The sequence below is a fragment of the Sphingobacterium sp. WOUb80 genome, assembly GCF_050058145.1.
In the GTDB taxonomy this organism is placed as follows: domain Bacteria; phylum Bacteroidota; class Bacteroidia; order Sphingobacteriales; family Sphingobacteriaceae; genus Sphingobacterium.
Genome location: NZ_CP165617.1, coordinates 5,178,096 through 5,201,100, shown reverse-complemented (window position 1 = coordinate 5,201,100; position 23,005 = coordinate 5,178,096). Strand labels below are relative to the sequence as shown.

Annotated in this window: 20 protein-coding genes; all 20 read right to left on the bottom strand. The window is 34.1% G+C overall.

Translation table 11 applies throughout. The annotated features are described in order from the left end of the window. Positions 1–101 precede the first annotated feature (101 nt). The 20 genes from AB1Z56_RS21605 to AB1Z56_RS21510 all read right to left on the bottom strand — a co-directional run bounded on the left by AB1Z56_RS21605 (position 102) and on the right by AB1Z56_RS21510 (position 23,003). On the bottom strand, positions 102–2,510 hold the full coding sequence (locus AB1Z56_RS21605) for a GumC family protein (protein ID WP_426790114.1): 2,409 nt from the start codon (positions 2,508–2,510) through the stop codon (positions 102–104). After that, on the bottom strand, positions 2,510–3,292 hold the full coding sequence (locus tag AB1Z56_RS21600; RefSeq protein ID WP_426790113.1) for a polysaccharide biosynthesis/export family protein: 783 nt from the start codon (positions 3,290–3,292) through the stop codon (positions 2,510–2,512). The genes AB1Z56_RS21605 and AB1Z56_RS21600 overlap by 1 nt, the downstream gene beginning before the upstream one ends. A 135-nt stretch (positions 3,293–3,427) precedes the next feature. Continuing rightward, positions 3,428–3,862, bottom strand: a complete 435-nt coding sequence (locus AB1Z56_RS21595) for a WxcM-like domain-containing protein (protein ID WP_426790112.1) — start codon at positions 3,860–3,862, stop codon at positions 3,428–3,430. A gap of 2 nt (positions 3,863–3,864) precedes the next feature. Then, positions 3,865–4,824, bottom strand: a complete 960-nt coding sequence (locus AB1Z56_RS21590) for an MraY family glycosyltransferase (RefSeq protein WP_426790111.1) — start codon at positions 4,822–4,824, stop codon at positions 3,865–3,867. Positions 4,825–4,860: 36 nt separating this feature from the next. Further along, positions 4,861–5,757 (bottom strand): NAD-dependent epimerase/dehydratase family protein, encoded by an 897-nt coding sequence (locus AB1Z56_RS21585; RefSeq protein ID WP_426790110.1) that lies wholly within the window; start codon positions 5,755–5,757, stop codon positions 4,861–4,863. Next, the gene (locus tag AB1Z56_RS21580; RefSeq protein ID WP_426790109.1) at positions 5,754–6,923 is read right to left on the bottom strand and encodes a glycosyltransferase family 4 protein; all 1,170 of its coding nucleotides are present in this window, start codon (positions 6,921–6,923) and stop codon (positions 5,754–5,756) included. The genes AB1Z56_RS21585 and AB1Z56_RS21580 overlap by 4 nt, the downstream gene beginning before the upstream one ends. Then, entirely contained in the window at positions 6,920–8,509 is a 1,590-nt protein-coding gene (locus AB1Z56_RS21575) for a heparinase II/III domain-containing protein (protein ID WP_426790108.1), read from the bottom strand. Before AB1Z56_RS21575 ends, AB1Z56_RS21580 begins: the two co-directional genes overlap by 4 nt. A gap of 21 nt (positions 8,510–8,530) precedes the next feature. Beyond that, the gene (locus AB1Z56_RS21570; protein ID WP_426790107.1) at positions 8,531–9,601 is read right to left on the bottom strand and encodes a glycosyltransferase; all 1,071 of its coding nucleotides are present in this window, start codon (positions 9,599–9,601) and stop codon (positions 8,531–8,533) included. Continuing rightward, positions 9,586–10,773, bottom strand: coding sequence for a chondroitinase-B domain-containing protein (locus tag AB1Z56_RS21565; RefSeq protein ID WP_426790106.1), 1,188 nt, complete (start codon positions 10,771–10,773; stop codon positions 9,586–9,588). Before AB1Z56_RS21565 ends, AB1Z56_RS21570 begins: the two co-directional genes overlap by 16 nt. 8 nt (positions 10,774–10,781) lie before the next feature. Beyond that, a complete protein-coding gene (locus tag AB1Z56_RS21560; RefSeq protein WP_426790105.1) occupies positions 10,782–11,957 on the bottom strand; it encodes a glycosyltransferase in 1,176 nt (391 codons plus the stop codon). Beyond that, positions 11,929–13,176 carry a hypothetical protein gene (locus AB1Z56_RS21555; RefSeq protein ID WP_426790104.1) on the bottom strand — a complete coding sequence of 416 codons (1,248 nt, stop codon included), beginning with the start codon at positions 13,174–13,176 and terminating at the stop codon, positions 11,929–11,931. Before AB1Z56_RS21555 ends, AB1Z56_RS21560 begins: the two co-directional genes overlap by 29 nt. A gap of 1 nt (position 13,177) precedes the next feature. Then, a complete protein-coding gene (locus AB1Z56_RS21550; protein WP_426790103.1) occupies positions 13,178–14,455 on the bottom strand; it encodes an MOP flippase family protein in 1,278 nt (425 codons plus the stop codon). Further along, positions 14,455–15,474 carry a TDP-N-acetylfucosamine:lipid II N-acetylfucosaminyltransferase gene (locus AB1Z56_RS21545; protein ID WP_426790102.1) on the bottom strand — a complete coding sequence of 340 codons (1,020 nt, stop codon included), beginning with the start codon at positions 15,472–15,474 and terminating at the stop codon, positions 14,455–14,457. Before AB1Z56_RS21545 ends, AB1Z56_RS21550 begins: the two co-directional genes overlap by 1 nt. A 123-nt stretch (positions 15,475–15,597) precedes the next feature. Further along, on the bottom strand, positions 15,598–16,725 hold the full coding sequence (gene rffA / locus AB1Z56_RS21540) for a dTDP-4-amino-4,6-dideoxygalactose transaminase (RefSeq protein ID WP_426790101.1): 1,128 nt from the start codon (positions 16,723–16,725) through the stop codon (positions 15,598–15,600). Beyond that, the gene (locus tag AB1Z56_RS21535) at positions 16,712–17,410 is read right to left on the bottom strand and encodes a GNAT family N-acetyltransferase (RefSeq protein WP_426790100.1); all 699 of its coding nucleotides are present in this window, start codon (positions 17,408–17,410) and stop codon (positions 16,712–16,714) included. The genes rffA and AB1Z56_RS21535 overlap by 14 nt, the downstream gene beginning before the upstream one ends. Positions 17,411–17,422: 12 nt before the next feature. After that, complete coding sequence (rfbA, locus tag AB1Z56_RS21530; protein ID WP_426790099.1) at positions 17,423–18,292, bottom strand: glucose-1-phosphate thymidylyltransferase RfbA; 870 nt, start codon at positions 18,290–18,292, stop codon at positions 17,423–17,425. 15 nt (positions 18,293–18,307) lie between these two features. Then, complete coding sequence (gene rfbB / locus AB1Z56_RS21525) at positions 18,308–19,354, bottom strand: dTDP-glucose 4,6-dehydratase (RefSeq protein ID WP_426790098.1); 1,047 nt, start codon at positions 19,352–19,354, stop codon at positions 18,308–18,310. Between the two features lie 9 nt (positions 19,355–19,363). Next, positions 19,364–20,575, bottom strand: a complete 1,212-nt coding sequence (gene wecC / locus AB1Z56_RS21520; RefSeq protein ID WP_426790097.1) for a UDP-N-acetyl-D-mannosamine dehydrogenase — start codon at positions 20,573–20,575, stop codon at positions 19,364–19,366. Between the two features lie 8 nt (positions 20,576–20,583). Continuing rightward, positions 20,584–21,705 (bottom strand): non-hydrolyzing UDP-N-acetylglucosamine 2-epimerase, encoded by a 1,122-nt coding sequence (gene wecB / locus AB1Z56_RS21515; RefSeq protein WP_426790096.1) that lies wholly within the window; start codon positions 21,703–21,705, stop codon positions 20,584–20,586. Positions 21,706–21,716: 11 nt separating this feature from the next. Beyond that, positions 21,717–23,003 carry a nucleotide sugar dehydrogenase gene (locus AB1Z56_RS21510; protein WP_426790095.1) on the bottom strand — a complete coding sequence of 429 codons (1,287 nt, stop codon included), beginning with the start codon at positions 23,001–23,003 and terminating at the stop codon, positions 21,717–21,719. Positions 23,004–23,005: the final 2 nt, after the last annotated feature.

The window sequence follows — 23,005 nt, the reverse complement described above, 5'->3', positions numbered from 1 at the left end:
TCAGAAACGTCTTATCAAAATAATTATTATAAAAAACCCCAAGTCGACTCTCCGACTTGGGGTTCTACAACAATAAGGCCAAAATTTAGATTAAAGTGGCATTATTTTATATTTAAACGATCTTTGATGTCTTGCCATACTTTTGCCATTCCGGTTTTCTTTTTACCCTTATCACCATAGCCATAGCCATAGCCATAACCATAACCGTAGCCCCGTGCAAAATCCACGTCATTAACCACCGCTGCAAGGTTCTTCAATTTACCATCGACATAAAGTTCGCGCGGTACCTGAAGCAAGCGTTTGTCTAAATAATTAACACGTGATACATATAAAGTCAAGTCAGCATTATGTGCAATTAACAAGGTATCTGTTACTAAACTTACTGGAGCTGTATCGACTAAGATATAATCATAATGTTCCCGTGCATATTTGATCACATCATCGAAATGTCCGTTCATCAATAGCTCAGCAGGATTTGGCGCAATATAACCTGAGTAAACCACATCAAAATCATAATTCCCTGGCTTTTTGATAATAATATTATCAACATCCATCTCTGGGTTAATCAAGAACTGTGTAATTCCCACATTGGTATGTTGCAAATGGGATAATCCCAGATAATCCAATACTTTAGGACTCCGAATATCTGCACCAATCAAAAGCACTTTTTTTCCAGACATCGATAAAATCTGAGCAAGATTTGTCGTTACGAAAGACTTTCCTTCCCCAGATATTGTTGATGTTACAAACACAACTTTTGAAGCATCCTTGTTATCTGCGCCGAACATAAAATTCATATTGGTGCGAAGAATACGAAATGCTTCTGCTAGTGAGGAACGATCGTTTAAATGGACAATTGTATCTTCAGCAGTCGGGATTTCACCAAGTACCGGTATTTTGACAATATCTTCAATATCTTTACGCGAATGGATTTTATTATCCAATAAAAATCTCAAATATAGAAATCCAAATGGTATTAGAAATCCAGCAATTAATGCTCCAAATAATACCACTGCTTTCCTTGGTGTGATAGGTAACCCACTCCCATATGCCGCATCAATTATTTTTAAGTTGTCTGGTGTAGCCGCTGCTTTAACTTCGCTTTCTTCTCTCTTCTGTAAAAGAAGAAGATATAATGACTCTACGATTTGTTGTTGACGCGAAATTTTCTTAAAACCTTGTTCTTGATTAGGAATGGAATTAATTCTACCTCTAATTTCACTAGATTTATTTTCGATGCTTGATAAAGCCAATCGGGTCACCTTTTGATAATTCTGAAGCGACTGTTTGATATTATTAATACTCTCAGAAATATTTTCATTAAGTGCAACTACTGTTGGATTTTTATCCGACGCCGACTTTAGTAAGTCATCCCTCTCTAATACCAATTTATTGTACGCGACAATTGATTCTGTGATCGATTCATCTTGTAAACCAATATTTGAAGGTAAAAGCTTTCCTACATCCTGATTTTTTAGATAATCATTCATATGCTCTACCAACTTTAATTGAGTTCTATACTCCAAAACCTTCTTATCATTTTCTGAAGCATTATTAAGAAATACTCCAGCTTCTGCTGTCATATCAACCATAGAGTTAGCTGACTTAAAATCTGCCACCTGCTCATCTGCACCTGAAAGATCCTTTGAGATCAATACCAATCTCTTGTTAATAAAATCAGATGTAGCCCGAGTCGTACGCAGTTTATCATTGGTTAAATCAGCGTTATAAATATCTATTAATGAGTTCAAAATCAGTTCCGATTTTTTGCCCAATGTGGATACCATTCCAAAATTGACAATATAAGACTGCAACTCTTTACTAGGGCTAATACTAATTGAAGCTAGGTTCTGATCTATTGCCCAATCTTTTGGAACTATAGATAAAAGATAATCAGCATCGTTGTCTAATAGAGACATTTTGTTTCTTCTAAAAATCAAATTTGCATTTCCAATTTTTATATTTTTATCAAAAGTTGTCTCTATTTTATCATTAGAAACCAAGTCAGTAATACGCAACTTTTTCCCTTCAGCTACTCGAATTTGAAGGTTCATCAATACAGTATCTTGATTACCTTGTAATTCGATAATAAACGGCATATTAGATTCCAAAACCTCTGAAGAGCGAATCTTTCCTTTAATAGCATATGTAATGTGCAGGTGATTCAGATCTACAACCTTTCTCATCAGGCGACGGGAATACAGGACTTCTATTTGATCAGTCACGTAAGCAGAACGGCTTCCACCGAATCCCATACTATTAGTCAACTCTGCTATCCCTGCTAATTCTCCAGCTGAGGCGCTTCGTTCATCCTTTAGTAAAATTTTGGCCGTCGTATTATAAGTCCTTTGGGCATATCTTAGATAAACTACCGCTACTGCTAGCGAAATTATTATCCCTAAAGCAAACCATTTCCAATAAAATGCATATTGTTCGAAAAGTTGGCGTAAATTGATGTCCTCTTCTTGGTTGTCTTTGAAGTGAATTGGCTGTTGTTCCATATCTTGCATTAGCGAGTCAGTACTGAAATTACTGTTATTAATAAACTGGCAATTGAAATAATTATATTTGTATTCGCCCCCAATTTAGAACTATTAATCTGTGCCTTATTAGGCTCGACATAAATTACATCGTTCTGCGCTAAATAATAATAGGGGGAATTCAAAGTATTTTGTTGAGTTAAATCTAAACGATGCATTGTCTTCTGTCCATTTACTTCACGAATTAATAATACATTTTGTCTAACTCCACGAATTGTTAGATCTCCTGCCATCCCTAAAGCTTCAAGAACTGTGGCACGTTCAGTAGGGAGAATAAATGAACCCGGACGAGCTACTTCGCCTAATACAGATACACGAAAATTGTTGAAGTTCATATTTACACCCGGATCCTTTATATATTGACTTAGTTCTAATCTAATTTTCTCAATAGCCTCGACTCTTGTTAAGCCAGCAACATGAACCTTACCAAGCAAAGGTAAAGTGATATATCCTTGCCCATCTACTGTATAAGTTGGCCTTAAAGCTAGATCAACTTGTTGAGATAAATTACTGCTCGTCATAGTACTCACTGGATTAAATGGAGCTGTTACTTTTGGATCAGCCGCAGTTACCACAATAGTTAAGATGTCATTAATCTGTATTTTAGGAACATACTGCTCATAGAGAGAAGAGATTTGAGTGGAGTCTTGTTGTAGATACACCATATTTCTTCGTGAACCGCATGAACTGAATATAATTAAAACTGCAACAAACAATGTTAATGTAACACTATATTTTGAAATTGATCGCATTTGCTATTTGATTTTATGATTGATACTTCGCAAAAATATATTTTTTATTTGAATTCTACTTTTAAAAATGCTAATCAGATTATTCATTCTTAAAACAGCCTCTCGCAAGCAAAATGTGTGCCTAAATAATAAAAATTAATTAAAATTTCCGTTTTTAAAGTATGACAATGGCCATGTATAGTCATCCAAAGTGGCATGCGCAATTGGGTAATCCGCATAAACCAATAATTCACTATTAATATCCAAGGCGCGAAAGGCTGTACAAAAACCTGAAGGAACATGGAGAATCTGCATTTCCGATGATTTGAGGACTATTCTTTCAATATTCGACTCAGAATCTGGAGATTCCCAATTATCTATCTTGATAAGATTGACACTAAACGATCCTGAAAGGACATAAAACCATCTTTGCTCAATCTTATGTCCCCTCCAGCCTCTTATCAACTCCGTGTCAATATTTTTAATAAGATAAAAGCGCTTTACCAGCCCCATATCAAAATCATTGACAAATCGGATCTGACCACGTTCGTCATTAGCAGATCCCCCACGAATAATTGAAATTTTATTCATAATTAAGCTTTAACATATTTTTTAATAATGTAAGTCTTTAAAACCAGATATACAGCGCTCAACACCACTAATAATAAAACAGAAAAAATAAGTTGTGTCGAAAAATCGGAGGAATCAAAATTTAATACAACACAACCTATCACAAATTGTATTGTACCATAGAAAAATGATATAAGGAGTTTATTAACCCCAGCCTCATTTCCCAAGAATTGATATAAATGAGAACGATGCGCTTCGAAAATATTTTCTCTGCGAGCCAAGCGCCGTATAATTGTCCATACAGCGTCAATACCATAGACTGCTAGGAATAAAATATAAATTAGATTCCCTGTCTTTAAAATTAGTTGCCCTAATGAGAATAGAAGAATATATGCTATCGCAACAGATCCGACATCCCCAGCAAAACACTTTGCTTTAGTTCGGAAATTGAAAAAGGTAAATACCAAGACTCCTAACAACGAAAAGTTTAATAAATCATGCGCTACAAAGTCTAATTTCTGATTAACGATAATTAATAATCCACCAACAGCCAAGCTGTAACACGCTGTAATGCCATTTATTCCGTCCATGAAGTTATATGCATTAATAACACCTACAACTACAATAAAACTGATTAATAGATAATACCATGGCATATCAAATAAATCAAGTTGATAGGCCATTAATAGTACAGATGTAAAATGTACTATTAACCTAATTTTATTTGACAGCGTAAATACATCATCCAAAAAGGAAATTAATGTCATCAGCGTCAAGCCTAAGAAAAACCAAGGATACTCGAAACCTGATAAAATAAAAAAGATAAATGCCCCAAAATAGAACACAACACCTCCTCCTCTCAGAGTCACGGAAGAGTGTGAAGATCGTTCGTTAGGTTTGTCTATAATATTAAAACGATCAGCTACTTTGAAATAAAGAATTTCAACAATTAATAAAGAGAAAAAAACAACCAAATAGATCATAGTTTATACTAAAAAATAAAACGAAAATTTTGCGACTTAAAAAGAACGAATAGTATTTTTAAGTCCTTCCTTAGATGTTATAGGTAGATTAGACAAGCCCAGTGCCTTCTTGATTTTCTTATTGGAAACAACATACGATTCGGTAAGTTTTTTTAGGCGTTCCGAATTTAATGGTAATGGCAACACATCCCCTATCTTTACAATAAAGGTAATTAATGGACATGGGATATACCATAATCGCTCTTTTCTACCCAGAGCATTTGCAATCAACGAAACCAGCTCATTGGTTGATAAGGGATCATCGTCAGAAAAATTATATACGCCAGATTCCAAACCCTCATTTTGAATCATAGTATTAATTAAGAAGGAAAGGTTATCTATACTCAAAAAAGAACGATTATTATGAAAAGATGCTAATGGCCAGGGTATATTTTTTTTCACAACTTTATATAAAAGATTTAAGTTGCCTTTATTTCCAGGGCCATGGATCATACATGGTCTTATAATAAATAAGCGCTTATTAGCAGGTAATTTTTGTTGGAGTAGATATTGCTCAGCTTCAAGTTTTGACTTTCCATAAGGTGTGAGAGGTGCGCCTACTACATCTTCGGTCAATATATCATCGACTGTATCAGCAACAGCTTTTACGGAACTAAAATAGAAAAAGTCTCTAATATTTGAGCTGATAAACTGTTTAAACAATGAAACCGTCAAATCACGATTTATTTGAAAATACTCGTCGGGGACCGAGGTATTGGATGTATCATGTGCTTTACCCGCTAAATGGATTATAGCAGTAGCATCCACATCTATTTTTTCTTCCCAAGTTTTATCCCTTAAAGATAAGCCTAGTATGTCTATTCCTCGCTCAAACAAATAAAGGGAAAGATTCTTTCCTACAAAACCTGTAGATCCGGTGATTATAATTTTCATATATATTTTAGCATTGAAGAAGCCATTTTTTTATTAATAACCGTTCGCTTAAATGTATCAATAAAAAGTTCTCTTCTACTTCTGGTATAACTATAGTTCTGCAGCTGTTTCACAAATCCTTCTACATCACAGGGATTAAATAAAATTTTATTTTCTATGTTTTCTGCTATAAATCTGTTTGCATAACCACCTACACCAGCAATCATCGGTTGCGGGAAACACGCAAGTTCGAAAACTTTAGAAGGCAACACTTTTTTAAAAGCCTCATAGTCATTAAGATGAACAAACGTAAAATCGCATTCTTCATACATCTTTATGAGCTCATCCCTTTTTACAGGAGACATAAATTTTACGTTAAAAAGGTTATAAGTTTGAACTTTTTCTATCAATTTATTCTTTATTCCTCCATCTCCAACTATAATAAATTCATATTCGTTCCCTAATAATTTAGCCGCATCAGGAACAATTTTATCCAAACCCTGACCTTCTCCAAGATTTCCTGCATACAGAATTTTTTTAGGCATAGCAATCGCAGTCTCTACTTTTGCATTATTTGTTATAAAAATATCATCAATCCCATTTGTGAAATAACTATATTCTGCGCACCTATACGTTTCAAAATAGGGTTTAAAACCCTCTGAAATTAGATTGATATGTGCTGCGTAGGCGAACACTTTCCTTTCAATCTGCTTTATAACAGGTAGTACAAAAGTTTTTACTAGTTTATTTTTCAATATGTCCTGCAATGTATCGTAGAAAATATCACGAATATCCAAATACAAAGGGACCTTCAATTTTTTAGCAATAGTATACCCTAAATAGGCGGTAAACAATCGTGATGAAGAAGCTATTACCAGATCATATTTTTTTCCATATACAAGTTTCTTTACTTGTTGATAATACGCCTTGAAAGATAGCACTTGATCTTTCATACCACTTTGATGCTTAGGAATGGCAACACGTGTAACTGTATAATTATCTTTTTGTTCAAACTGTGGAGCTTCCGCCGCAAACGAGCTATATCGATTTGGAAGTGTAGTAATTACATCTACTGTAGCTCCGCCCTTAGCCTGTTCCGCTAGTTCTCTTACCAAAGGACTATTCCGAAAAGAACCTGCACATAGATCAGGTTCAAAGTAGAAACTAAGATATAGTATTTTTTTCATCTTGAATGTTTGAAGAATATTGTAGTTGATAGTTCCCTTTCAAAAGAAATAACAAATCTTATTGCCGGGCGATATTGATTATATGAATCCGCATATTCGTAATTATCAGAAACGATTGTCTCTGCCCCATCAAAATCAATTGTAACCATATCATCGATAATAAACCGCTTATCATTTATCTTCGATAATCGTCTATCAGGATGCAAATGTACATATGCTTTTGCATTACCGTTCTGACTCAGAGTATCTGTAATTTGAATTTTAGCCTCCTCAAAAATAAAACTTCGTGTGTGTATAATCCCTAAATTCTTATAACCATTGTGGCTTCCAGTATATCCATTTTGTCCCTCATAATGGATTGTAGTTTTAGCTCTTTTTCCTACTCGGAATCCTCCCCAAACCTCTGACTGATCTCTGCCATTTAAAACAATCGTGTTATGTGCTTCTGTCGACCTTTCTAAATTCCTTCTTTTACCAATTTGATAGGTAGATGTTCCCTGCTCTACAATTAAAGGCAACTCTTGACTATAAAGAATAAAACTCAAAGCATCTGCGTGAGCATGTCCTGGTTGATAAGAAGCACCTATTTGGGCTAAATCAATTTTAATCTCATAGTTACTATTAAGAAAGCTTCTATATCCCGATTGCCCCAAAGGAAGATTTTTAGATTCTATACCTAGAATATTCGCATAATCATTTAATGTGACAATATCGTAGGCTATTCCTTTTGCTGAATCATTAAATAATGGTATATCCCCATTAGCAAATTGAATATTACCTGCCCAAGATCTCATTTTTGAAGCAATGTCTCTAAAAAAAGAAAGAAAATTAGCATCTTTATCACCATAATTTTGATACCAATCGATCAATTCTAAAACTCTAAAAAGGATGATCTGATGATACATGGGACTAAGCTCAAAATGAGCACCATCTTCTAAAATTTGCTCTTTTAACTCTTTATACAAAATCCTTATACCCTTATTTAACCAATCCTCTCTCTTGAAAAATGCACCTCCTAAAGATAAAGCAAATGCGTTCTCCAACAAATGATTACCGAGAATTTGAAATTCATAATTTTTATCAAGAAATGAAAGCTCCTGATAAACAAAATTTAAAATTCGCTTATCCAATATACCATCACGAATAGAAAATTTTATAATATTTATTGATCTAAGAGAAACTGGATATGGCTCTAGCGTCCTTTTATTAAGCAATGAATAATTATAGAAGTCATTTATTAGTTTGATTCTCTCCTCAATGGAAATATCTTGTTGATGGAGATAGTCAAAATATTCTAAATTATAATTCCAAAGTTTACCATATTCAGAAAAATTCCAATTTATTTTTTCAACAAATTTTTTCTCTAGATTGAGGAATTTAAAAATCAGTGGTTCTATTAAGAGATTCTTTTTATAAAGAATCTCTGTATTTACGAAACTTAAAGACTCAAATTCATCATATAAATTATTGAAATATTTATTTTTTAAGAATTGCTTCGCTCTAATCTTGTATCTAAGCTGCCAAAAAAGCTGAGATAATTTTAAATGACGAATTGTATCAAAGTAAATTTTCAAGGTAAATATCATTATTCAGACAAGTTTGAACTATTAGTTTTTTCCCAAAGCATATAGAAGGGCATTATCGAAGGTTTCTACCATGGAATCAAAGCTTCTTTCCTTTGAATAGTAATCAAAAGCGTTGTCTCCTAATTGTTTCATAACACCGGGTTCGTTGTTACACTTTATCATTAATCGGATGATTTCTTCATCTTCCGTGAAAGTAAAGCCATTATAATCATTGACTACATTTAAATGTTCACCGCCAGAAATAGCATTCTCTCTAGTCATATAAGGCAATCCAAAACTAAATGATTCCAGTACAGATAATCCTGCTTGATTTGGTGAAATATTAATAATCGATTTTGCAAAGTATTTCTTTTTCATTTCGAAATCGTTTATCTCCCCCAATAGAATGACATTATTTCTTAAAAAATTTGAATCAATATAATCGTTAATATCTTTTACAACCTCCCCTTTTCCAATAATATATAGATATTTTATACGAGCGTTAACAGTTTGAGTTAGGTAAGATTTAAAAGCTTTAAGCAACACATCTATTCCTTTTCTTTTATTTAAAGAACCGATGAATAGAAATCCATCTTTAAATGATCCAGATAGATTCTCCGGACATGGATTATACACGGTATTATTTGCAATAAATATCTTCTGTTGATTTGTTATTGAATACTTATTTATTGCAAAATCGGTATATAAGATTATTGCAGATGAATAATTACTCAAAAAATTTCTACATTTATCTAAGAAACTGATACTTTTATTAAGCCCTTTGCTGGTAGAGGTACCTATTGTCCAATCAATTAATTTATAACTTCGCGTAAAATTAAAGACTAAAAACCAAGTATTAATATACCTGATATTCTGCATCTGAACAATTACATCAAATTGCCGTAGTCTTGGAAGACTTTTAAAATAGAATGGGCCAATTTTCTTTTCGCTGACAATTATTTGTTTGAAGCTTGTGCCCATAATTTCCTTCCCAGCATGAATAACTGTTACATCATATCCCCTAGACATTAAAAATTGAAATAATGGAACTCTGTAATGCATCAGATTATGATCTAGGATAAAAGCAATTCGTTTTGCTACTGAATTTTCCATGATACTCCTGTTTTATCCATACTCATTTTCATCACCTTACTATCTAAGCTGCTCGCTCTATTTCCATTGGCTTTCATTCCATTTATTCTATTATTGTCAGTAACTAACCAAGTTTGTTTGTCAAAAGTGTTGTTATCTACTGTAATATTAGTCGGCATAAGATTCCTATTTTTTCCTCCAGTTCTACCCATAACAACAGATTCCTTAAAGTTCGATACGAAATTTCCTTCAATAGAAATATTATCGGATCGAAAGTATGATGCTAATCTTTGATTACTGCCTTGTTCAGAATCCCCTCCTGGTAATTGAATTCCAATTACTCCCCCATTCATAGTGTTACCAATTATTTTATGCCCAGCTCCATATACCCTCACAGGATATGCTGTATTAAAAAAAGTATTTTTTGAAATAATAGAATTGTTACCTAGTCGCAAGCTTATGCCACCTTTACTATTCTCAAAATAATTACCTAAAACACTATTTTTATTCGATTTCAAACTAATGATTTCTGTTGCATCCCCTATAACATTTTTAAAATAATTATTTCTAATTATAGTATTACTATTCCATTTCCACTGTTTTCCCGATCCAACCATAATACATTCTAGTCCGTTTCCGCCCGAAGAACGATAAATATCTGTCGCTCGTGGTATATCCAAAAACGAATTAAATGAAATTTCATTATTAAAATTGTTGAAATCATTAATTCTCACCCCCATCGTTCGATTTTTGTTGAAGGTATTTCTAGTAATAATATTATTTGATGAGCCATCTTTAATCATTATTATTGAATTATATTCGCCATTCCCACATTGGTCAAAATAATTATCAGAGACTGTAACCCTATTCGAATTCTGTAATGTAATGCTAATTAAAGCATTGGTTTTATCAAAAAGGAAGCCAGATATCAAAACATCGTTAGAGTTTCTTATTGTAATAAATGAATTACCTGAAAATCTCACTTTGCCATTTTGTTGAGCTTTTATCGAAATTCTATTCTTACTGGTAATTTGTATTTGAAGATCTTTATACTCTCCATTTGGGAGATAAAAAGTTTCACCAGAAGGGAGATTATTAATGATTCTATTTATCTCCTGATTATTTTTCAACTGACCAACACATAGGAATGGTATGATGAACAAAAATAGGCCAAACATAGATAACTTTTTCATAATCAATTCTATAAATTATAAATATTCTTGTATAACTCAGCTATATTATCCCACTTATAATTTTCAGCAAAATTTATAGCCTCAATTTTCATCTTGTTTAATAAATCCCGGTTTTTCGAGATATGTTCTAGAATTTCTTCAATTTGCAATTGACCATCTTTATCCACTAAAAATCCTTGTACACTATCTACGATTAAACCATCTATTCCCGTATTTTTACAGGCTAAAACCGGAAGCCCCGATGCCATTGCCTCAAAGTAAACGCGGCCTAATGTCTCAGGATAACTTACCATAGCAAAAATATCATAGCTAGGGAGTAAACGTATTATCTCTTCGTGATTTAGCCTCCCTAATAATTTAATACGGTGGTTCAACTTGAGATTACCTATCTGATCTCTAATATTATTTTCTTCCGGACCATCTCCAATAATGTCGAAATGCACATTATCCAAATCTTTAATAGCGGAGATTATGATATTTATATTTTTCAATTTCAATAATCTGCCTACAAAGATCAGACGAAGATTATTTGATACATTTTCTTTATGGCTCTGGAAGAATTTAGCATCAATCCCATGGGGAATAGTTATTGAGTCAAGATCAAAATATTTCAACCCATCATTCTTCTGGGTTTTGGATACTGATAAAAGAGCCCTGGCACCAAGTAAATTTTGATGAATTAAATGATCATGGATAAAATTGATTCCCCTTAAAGTGACAATATAGGGTATATCATATTTTTCTTTAATATATCTCGCTATATATGCGCTAACATCTGCATCTTGAGCATGGATCACTGTGGGTTTAAACTCCTGAATAATATTGTCCAACCTCCTTTTGTATTTTAATAAGCTTAACTTAAATAAAAGTCCTCTTTTTTCTACTTTATAAGGCAATTGTATAATGGGGAGAATATCTATTTTAACATCGTCCTTAGATCGAAAGTAATTATATTTTCTCAAGGTACTCAACTCCTTCCACTTTTTTGAAAATAGACCTAGGAAATCGTTAGAATAGATAAGAGGATATATATTTCTAAATGTTATTCCATTATAATAGAAACCAATCTTATTTTGGGTTTCAAGTACAATGTCATTTTCATTCTTCTTATGTGATAATTCACTGATTGGAAATATCGCAGAAATAACTAATACTCTAGAAGGCATATTTTGGTCTATCTTCATTTGGTATTCTTCTTATGTTTGTTATATTATTTAAATTGATAAATGAAACATATAATACTATAAAAAATATTGTATTTTGATTCATCAGCAAATCAATGTTTAAAGAAGTAAGCATAATGACCACTAGAACAAGTGGAAAAAATAGTTTTAACTTGTACAGCCTCTTTAATAGTATCAGATATAAAATAAGGGGAACAATGCCAAATCTTAAAAGAATATTGATAAAACTTATATCTGTTTTAGATGCTTCATATATCCCATCAATCCTTTGTATTTCAAAAATCTTAGTTTTAAAATCAAGCCCAGCTATCCAATAGCTCTCCGACAATCTCCGAAAAACTCCATCGTAAATTACTTGACGACTATCTTGAACCGCATTTTCGGAGATAGATTGTTCTTGTGTAAGAATCGGCAAAATTCTCCTATCTATCTGTTTTCGAATCGTTTCATTTGAATTATACAATAAAAAAGCAACTATTATACCAACAACGCCAACGAAAATAGCACTTATAGCTTTTTTTACATTAAAGCTCTTAAACGTCAAAATAATCACCTCTACGAAAATTGCTGCTAAAAACGTCCTATTAAAAGTCATGACTAGGATTATAATGCTTAAAATATATACGGCCTTATATATCTTCTTATCGTAAAAAAAAGAATTACATTTTTTTAGTAAAAGATAAACACCTATTAATCCAAAACTAGCATTTCCATTAATCAATCTACCGGAAAAAGCAGATAGAACATCTTCTGAGTTATCCAAGTTATAATAAATTGGTAAAGGATAAACTAACGAAATTAGCGACAATAAATATGACGTAAGAATTGTAATTATAAATACATAATACAGTTGTTTAATATTTGTATTTATTCCCCGAAAGAGTAAAAATAAAGATACTAGTAAAGGAAGTGCATATCTTAATGACTTTACACCATCACTAATGGACTGGGAATAGACAATAGATTTTAATACCAGTTCATTAAATAAAATTAGCATTAGTAAAGATAGACTCAATAATCTAAGCTTCTTACTACGTAAACGAAATGAATATTTTGACTTGCACAATTCATTTACTACAGGCAGCCCTAGCAGGGCTAGTTCATTGAATTTCAGCAAAACACCGGGAAGTGGAATGTAAAATGTATTATTTGTCGGCAAGAAGAAACCAACAAATATAAGTAGATAAAACAAATAATTAAAAACAAAGTATTTACTCATCTTATTTAAATTTGAAAGAAACTAGAAATGCAGCTTTAAAGTATTCCTTAAAACTTATTATAGTCATCTTATTTATTAAATACCTCCAGCTTGGGTAAAATAATATCATCATAGAGATTGTAAGTGATAAAGCAACAAATTCAATCCCCCATCTACTTCCAGTAAAAACTGCTAATGGTATAACGGCCAATGTTAATAAATTCCACTTAAAATCTAGATCAGTCCGCCCCGTTGCAACAACGAGACTTCCTACAGGATTGCCAATTGCTCTAAAAATCATATATACACTCAAAATCCGTACTAATATTGAAACGTTCAAATAATCCTTTCCGTATAGAATTTCTATAGCTTGATCGGAAAACAAAATTAGCAAAACATAAATAAGAATATTTAAAGATGAGACAGAATTAAGAAGTTTTAAGTAATTGATTTTTAATGACTCCGGATCATTTTGGCTTTTCGCCAGAACAGGAGATGCTACCTTGATAATTACCGGGTTTATTAATTGAAATGGTCTAAAAACTAATTGTTTGGCTAAGCTATAACCACCAAGGATTTGAGCATTAAATAACTTACCAATAATTAGAATATCCAGATCTCTATTAAAATAATTAGCGATTTGCCCGCCGACCTGAAACATTCCAATTCTAAAAAAGTCCTTTATTAATGCTAAATTACAATACAAAGATATTTTATGCTTTGAAAACCCTAATATAACAAAAGTACAGTTACTTAAAAACATCTGTAAAATGGTGGAATATACTAACGAAAAAACTCCGAACCCCTTAATGGCTAAATATACCGCAAGACAAAGGGAAATTAGAGCAGAAGAAATATCAGCAACTGCCAATAGTCTGAAGTTTAATTCTTTCTGCAAAATAACTTTGAATTGTCGGCCAATTCCTGTAAACAACAAATTCAAGGCCAACAAGGGCGTTATGACAGACAATTGTGGCTGATTATAAAAGTTAACTATAAGAGGTGTTGCAAGAAAAATTACAAAATACAAGAAAATACTCAATCCTAAATTGGACCAATACAAACTCGAATACTCTTTTTTACTAATATTTTGCTTGTGTAATATTGCTGTAGAAATTCCCATATCATTAAAAAGATCCATAAAATTTAAAATGAATGTAATCATAGCAATTAATCCAAAATCAGACTTATTAAGATAACGAGTTAAGATAGAAATTTTAGCAATTGCAACAATAGCTAATACAATAGTACTAAATGAGGTCCATTTAACCCCTTTTATAACACTTTTTTTAAAATCCATTATATACTTTCAACTAACTTTCCTAAATGGTATACTACTATCTCCTTCGAAAAATTTTTCCTCAAAATTTCTCTGTTCTCGTCCGCTAAAACTTCCTCTAAAACTGCCGTGCCGTAAAGAATATAGTCGTTATCAAAATCGAATACATTAAGCCCAATTCTTTTGCAATATCTATAAGCAGGATTATTATTAGATAGATAGACCCGCATTCCCATATAGAGTAAAGCTATAATATTACCCATCGCTTGTTGACGAAAGTGATAAAATATAGCAATACTACACCCAGAAATTAAATTTAAGTAATCCGATATAGCCATAAAGTCTGTTAAAGCAACTACTTTTTCTCCATATTTTTCTTTACCATATTGGATTACAAAATTTCGATATTCTAAGTCATTTCCATAGCTCAAAGGAATATAAATCTTTGCTCCCCCTTCTCTCCCCTTAAGTTTTTCCAAAACATCCACATGATTATTCTCTATCGAGTTTGAATTACCCAGCAATATATTCGATGCTGCTGACGACATTCTTCTATCTTGGTTCCCTCCAAGATACTGATCTATAGTACAAAAAGGTGCGTAGAAGAATGCTGAGGAATGATTGTAGAATTTATCAAAAAACAAGAAGTCATCCTCGATATATGAACAAAAATATTTTATTCTTTTATATGCAATATTTATATTATTTTGATAATCTTGAGTACCGAGGATTTTATAGTATAGCTTTTTGATAAAAGGAATATTTTTTATAGTTCGCTTCAATCCTCCTTTTCTGAACTTTCCTCTCAATTTCTGTGTTTCAGTAGCGTACAAGGTATTTCGGACACGATCTTGATTGTAAATATCAAACCCCCATACGAACCAAGCAATTGAGACATTATGTGGAATTTTGTTTATTAAAGCAGCAAATTCCGGAAATAGACCATGAATTATCAATTTTGAAATTCCAAAATCTTTAATTATATGAGATATTTCTAGATTTTCAACCTTCTGTTGGTCAACTCCATCACCTATTGTCACTAGATCATTATTGAATATTAGAAATAAATTCCTAATATTCAATAATGAAAAGTTCTCAATAATATTTGAGCTTATCTTTTCCGATCTTAACAGGTGTAACACGCAATCCGTTTGCATTACTGACTAAATTATATTTGAAATGATTTTAGCCAAGTCTTCCTGATTCAACTCATAATACATAGGAAGTCTCACAAGATTTTCTGAATAGAAATCAGATAATGGCAGCTCCCTGCCATCGTGTTTTTCATGATAAAAAGGGCTCTTGTGTAAACTTAAATAATGAAAAACAGCAGAAATATCATTGGCTTTTAACCTTTCAATAATAGCTGAACGTTGTTCTATCGATTCACAGACTAAATAAAACATATGTGCGTTATTAGTCGCTGAATTCGGTATTTTTGGTAAACGTACATTATTCTTTCCTGCCCATTCTTTCAATCCCTCAAAATACGTATTCCAATGTTGCTTACGTTTAATTTGTATATCATCTAAATTTTCCAGTTGTGCCCACAAAAACGCAGCTATTGTTTCAGATGGTAAAAATGAAGATCCTATATCAACCCAACCATATTTATCTACTTCTCCTCTAAAAAATGCAGACCTATTTGTTCCTTTTTCCCAAATAATCTCCGCTCTTTTTGAGAATCTCTCATCATTAATTGCCAACAACCCTCCTTCGCCAGAAATAATATTTTTAGTTTCATGAAACGAAAAAGCAGCTAAATGACCTATTGCCCCTAAGGCTTTTACCGTTCCGTCACTAAATGTAAAGTAACTATCAATGGCCTGAGCAGCATCTTCAATTACCAATAAATTATATTTCGCTGCGAGCGCCATAATCTTTTCCATATCACAAGCAACACCTGCATAATGCACAGGGACAATAGCCTTAGTTTTGGCTGTAATTAGGGTCTCTATACTATCTTCATCAATACCTGGATGATCTTTTCTACTGTCTGCAAAACGAATATGCGCTCCTCTTAATACAAAAGCATTTGAGGTAGATACAAACGTATAAGAAGGCATAATAACCTCATCACCGGGTTGAATATCGGCAAGAATAGCTGCCATTTCTAGTGCATCCGTACAAGAAGTTGTCAAAAGGCATTTTTTGAATCCATATTTGGATTCAAAAAAATGTTGACATTTCTTAGTAAATTTTCCGTTGCCGGACAACTTTCCCGTGTACACAGCATCATACATATAGTGGGCTTCTTTGCCTGTCAAGTAAGGCTTATTAAATGGTATCATAATTCCAAATGTGGTAAATGTATGTTAATTCCTTTAATTCGAATCCAACAGATTCATATAATTTTGTTGCAGGTATATTATCAATTTGTGTCACAACCTGCATCTTCGTAAAGCCAATATTACTGGCATAACCTTTTACATGTTCAATTAATGAAGACGCAACTTTTCTTCCCCTAGCTTCAGGACTAACCGCCAATAGTCCAATATCCGCCAAGTCTTCAGCTTTTTTTGTCAATGTAATAAATCCCAAAAGTTCCTTATTCTCCAATGCAACAAAGACTTCAATAGCCGACGTCTTATTTACAGAGTTTTCAATCCACTTCGTATATAACCTCGAAAACTCTTCATTAACAAACTCCTTATCAACAAAAAAACGTGAAAAAACACCGCTCTCTAACGTAAGGCTTTTTAAGGTCTCATAGGAGTGTTTCCGTGCATCAAAAGATTCTATTAATAGAGAATTATTCGAAATCTCATTATTAACCAAAATAGTCTCCATATGAAAACAAGCCTTTTTATCCATCAATTTAGATTCAAGACTAGCAATAGGCTGTCGACTGAATACGTATACTAATCGGAAACGTCGATCCAACAAAACAGAATTGTCTATCGAATCGCTTACTTCTATCTTAGCAACATTGTAGCCAAAAAACTCACTATCCCAGTCCAAAGGTATTAATTGCATGCTATTCACTTTCTATAAGACTTTTTTCTTAATATAATCGAAATAATCACCCTTCATAGACCTAACTTGCTTTTCTAGGAACTCTTTATCTATCCAATTATAACGAGCTGAAATTTCTTCAATACAAGCGATTTTTAGACCTGTCCTTTTTTCAACAGCTTTAACAAATTCGGTTGCTTCTGTTAAAGATTCATGAGTCCCCGTATCTAGCCAAGCAAAACCTCTACTCATTGTCTTTAACTTCAATTGTTCTTGAGTTAAATAATACTGATTAACGGAAGTTATTTCTAATTCACCGCGATTCGAAGGTTTAACATTCTTCGCAACATCAATAACTGAATTCGGATAAAAATATAACCCTACTACCGCATAGTTCGATTTCGGAGATTGTGGTTTCTCTTCGATACTTAATACTCTTCCCTCCGAATCAAACTCTGCAACTCCATATCGTTCAGGATCTTCCACATAGTATCCAAACACAACAGCATTCTTATCTCCTTCAACATCCCTTACGGACTCCGCGAGCAATTTTTGAAAGCCAGCTCCATAAAAGATATTATCTCCCAAAATAAGACATACATCATCATTCCCTATAAACTCTTCTCCGATGATAAATGCTTGAGCTAAACCATCTGGACTTGGTTGTTCTGCGTAACTTAAAGATATACCTAATTGCGATCCATCCCCCAGTAATTTTTGAAAGTTAGGAAGATCGTGCGGGGTTGAAATAATTAATATCTCTCTTATTCCTGCTAACATGAGAACAGAAAGGGGGTAATAAATCATTGGTTTATCATACACCGGCAACAATTGCTTTGAAACAGCAATTGTCAATGGATGTAATCGCGTGCCGGATCCACCAGCTAATATAATTCCTTTCATAACCCTGCTCCTCTATTATTGGTATTGTTTTTCGTAGTAATTTTGATATTCTCCAGATGTCACCTGATCCAACCAATCCTGATTTTCTAAGTACCAGTCTATTGTTCTTGATAACCCCTCTTCAAATGTAACTGATGGTTGATACCCAAGCTCCTGATTAATCTTCGTCGCATCGATAGCATAACGAAGATCATGGCCGGGACGGTCTTTAACATAAGTGATCAGTTGAGTGGCTTTACCTTCTTCTCGTCCCAACTTCTCATCCATTTGTTTACACAACTCCTTGACCAAATCTATATTCTGCCATTCATTAAAACCTCCGACATTATAAGATTCGCCTAATTTTCCTCTATGAAAAACCAAATCAATGGCACGCGCGTGGTCAATCACATAAAGCCAATCTCGCGTAAACTTCCCGTCACCATAGATAGGTAATGGTTTATTATTTAAAATATTATGTATACAAAGTGGAATCAGCTTCTCTGGGAAATGATTTGGTCCATAATTGTTAGAGCAATTTGTCATAACAATAGGTAAGCCATAAGTATCGTGATATGCCCTGACGAAATGATCTGAAGACGCCTTCGACGCCGAATAAGGCGAATGCGGATCGTAAGCAGTTTGTTCCGTAAATAGTCCTGTATCACTTAACGTACCATAAACCTCGTCTGTAGAAACGTGATGAAAAAGCTTCCCGGAAAAATCTTTCCCCCAGATCTCTTTTGCTGCATTCAGTAGATTTACTGTACCAATCACATTTGTCATCACAAATGCTAAAGGATCAGAAATTGATCGATCAACATGGGACTCGGCTGCAAGATGAATAATTCCATCTGGCAAATACTGTTTGAATATATCCAAAATATGCCCCGCATCCGTAATATCTGCTTTAACGAACGTGTAATTTGAACACCCTTCAATATCTTTTAAGTTTGCCAAATTACCTGCATAGGTTAAAGCATCCAAATTTATAATTTGATAATCTGGGTATTTTAAAACAAATTCACGAACCACGTGTGAACCAATAAATCCAGCCCCTCCAGTTATAACGATAGACTTCATACCAATAACCTATTTATTTGTCACTCCACAGAAATCAAGAACAACTTTTCCTTCTGCAATTTCTAAAGTCTTAAATTCGTTATGTGCGACCAAGAAAACTATAATATCAGCTTTAGCAATGGCATCCTTGTAATCCGTCAGTTTGAAAACCTTATGTTCGTGCACATTGGGCTCTACAATATACATATCAGCGTCTCCTGAATCCTGTAACACACGCTCGGCAATATGAATAGCTGGCGATTCTCTTAAATCATCAATATTTGGTTTAAAGGCTAATCCCATAATTGCAATCGAAGGTTGACGACCGTTCTTGATTTCGAACTCCAATCTTGCTGTTTTCACTTTTTCGGCACACCAAAAAGATTTATAATTATTTGTTTCTCTAGCCTGTGCAATCATACGTGACTCCATAGGAAAATCTGCAGTCAAGAAGTAAGGATCAACTGCAATACAGTGCCCGCCAACACCACATCCAGGTTGCAAGATATTAACACGCGGGTGTTTATTGGCCAAGCGGATCAAATCCCAAACATTAATATCGGCTTTATCGCAGATCAAAGAAAGCTCATTTGCAAACGCTATTTGTGAATCTCTAGATGCATTTTCAGTTAACTTACACATCTCAGCAGTACGCGCATTGGTTGGATGCAGTTCTCCTTTTACAAACTGACCATAAAATGCCAGTGCTTTTTGCGTAGAAGCCTCATTTACTCCACCGATAACACGATCATTATGCACCAATTCGTACATTACATTCCCAGGGAGAACACGTTCTGGACAGTATGCCAACGAAATTTTCCCCTCCAATTCAGGACGTTTTGAGAAAATCAAGGCCATCATCTTCTCTGTCGTTCCAACTGGAGACGTTGACTCAATCACATATAAATCCCCCTCTTTCAATAATGGAATAATACCTTCTGTAGCCGCCTGAACATAGGAAATATCAGGTTGGTGATCACCCTTAAAAGGCGTAGGAACAACCACTAAGTACGTGTCAGCCTCAACAGGCTTTGTATCCGCCTTTAAAAAACCTTCCGCCACAGCTTTCGCTACAGCCTTATCCAAATCGGGTTCAACAATATGAATTTTACCTGCATTGATCGTATCCACAACATGTTGTGAGATATCTACACCATGCACAGCGATGCCACTATTTGCGATTAATGCTGAGGTAGGCAATCCAATATATCCTAAACCAACGGTTACTACTTTTGCTTGCATTGATATGATTATTTTAAGTTTTTAATAAAGTTAACAATTCTTTCACATGCCTTACCATCACCGTAAGGATTATGCAATCCACTCATTTGTTGATACCGACCAACGTTGCTCAAAAGGTCTTGCGCTTCTTTAACGATTTTTTCTGTATCAGTACCAACAAGGATAACTGTACCTGCATCAACTGCCTCTGGTCTCTCTGTTGTGTCGCGCATCACCAAAACCGGCTTACCAAGACTAGGAGCCTCTTCTTGGACACCACCTGAGTCTGTAATAATCAGGTAAGACTCATTCATTAACCAGACAAATGCTGGATAGGCCAAAGGTTCGATCAAATGAATATTATTCACCTCAGATAAGATCTCATAGACTGGCTTCTTCACATTTGGATTCAAATGAACAGGATAAATTATCTGTACATCAGTATTTGACAATGCGATTTCCTTTAAAGCCTGGCAAATATTGATAAAACCCTGACCGTGGTTTTCACGTCTGTGCCCTGTCACTAAAATCAATTTTCTCGTAGGATCAACCAGCTCTTTTAAACGATTAATTTCGTTATTATCCAAATCCTTTACACGGTTAGAGCTTTCAAATAAAGCATCAATAACAGTATTACCAGTAACTAAAATATCTGAATCCTGAATATTTTCACGTAGCAAGTTCTGCCTTGACGCCTCAGTAGGAGCGAAGTGAAAATCGCAAATACGCCCAGCAACCTGCCTGTTGATTTCTTCAGGGAACGGAGAACGCTTGTTATGTGTACGAAGTCCAGCCTCAACATGACAAACCTGTGCCCCAGCATAGAAAGCTGCAATGCTCGATGCCATAGTCGTCGTTGTATCTCCATGCACATAAACATAATCTGGTTTAAAATCTTCCAACACCACTTTCATTTCAGTGATAATGTCAGCTGTTAATGAATAGAGATTCTGATTTGGTTTCATTAAATTCAAATCATAATCAGGCTTAATATCAAAAAACTCTAATACCTGATCCAACATCTCACGATGTTGCGCAGTAACACATACTTTTGTTTCAAAAGAGTTGTCTTTTTGGAATTCTTTTACCAAAGGAGCCATTTTAATAGCCTCAGGCCTAGTACCAAATACAATTAAATTCTTAATTTTCATAAATATAAATATTACAATCTAGCATCAACAAGTGACCTATCCAAACAGGCTTTCAGATCAAATACAACCGAATTATCTTTCTTTAGAGATTTTAGATCTAACGTCAAAAATTCGTTATGAGAAACTGCTACGACTATGGCATCGTATTGATTTTCAGCACTAATCTCATTTAAAATATCGACACCATACTCGTGTGCTACCTCTGTGGCCTCAGCCCAAGGATCATATATGTCAACATCTACTCCATACTCATGCAACTCCCTATAAACGTCCACGACCTTCGTATTACGGACATCAGGACAATTTTCCTTAAAGGTTACGCCCAATATTAATGCTTTGGCACCACTCACAGAAATCCCCTTCTTGATCATAAGTTTGACCACTTTCGAAGCTATAAATTCAGCCACGGAATCATTTACGCGACGTCCCGATAAAATCACATCCGGGTGATAACCTAATTGAGTGGCTTTATGTGCCAAATAGTACGGATCTACTGATATACAATGCCCTCCAACTAAGCCCGGCTTATATTTTAAAAAATTAAACTTAGTACCAGCAGCTTCCAGTACATCATTTGTATCAATGCCAATACGATCAAATATCAATGCAAGTTCGTTAACAAAGGATATATTTACATCTCGTTGCGCATTTTCAATGGCCTTGGATGCTTCTGCCACTTTAATGTTCGCTGCTTTATGCGTACCTGCTTTGATAATCGTTTTATATAGCTGATCAACTTCTTCTGCAATCTCCGGAGTAGATCCCGAGGTAACTTTTTTTATTGTTGTCAAGGTGTTTACTTTGTCTCCTGGAACAATGCGCTCTGGAGAGTATCCAACATAAAATCCTTTATTAAAAATGAGACCGGAATATTTTTCCAAAATTGGCACGCAATCTTCTTCTGTACAACCAGGATAAACAGTAGATTCATAAATAACAATATCTCCTTGTTTTAACACCTTACCCAGCATTTCAGACGCTTTAAGCAATGGCGTTAAATCGGGAGCATTATAACGATCGATCGGGGTTGGGACGGTAACAATATAAATTTGAGCTCCTGCAAGTTCCTCAAGGCTATTTGAAGCCTTGTATCCAACTGAAAAATCACTTTCCGCTGCCTGCTTTAATCCATGATTTAACTTCTCCAAATCAGCTTCTAAGGTCCTATCTTTTCCGGAATTTAATTCCTCAACGCGTTCCTGATTGATATCAAAACCAAGTACTGGAAAATATTGAGCGAACTCGATTGCCAAAGGCAAACCAACATAACCCTGGCCAATAACTGCTATTTTTTTCATTT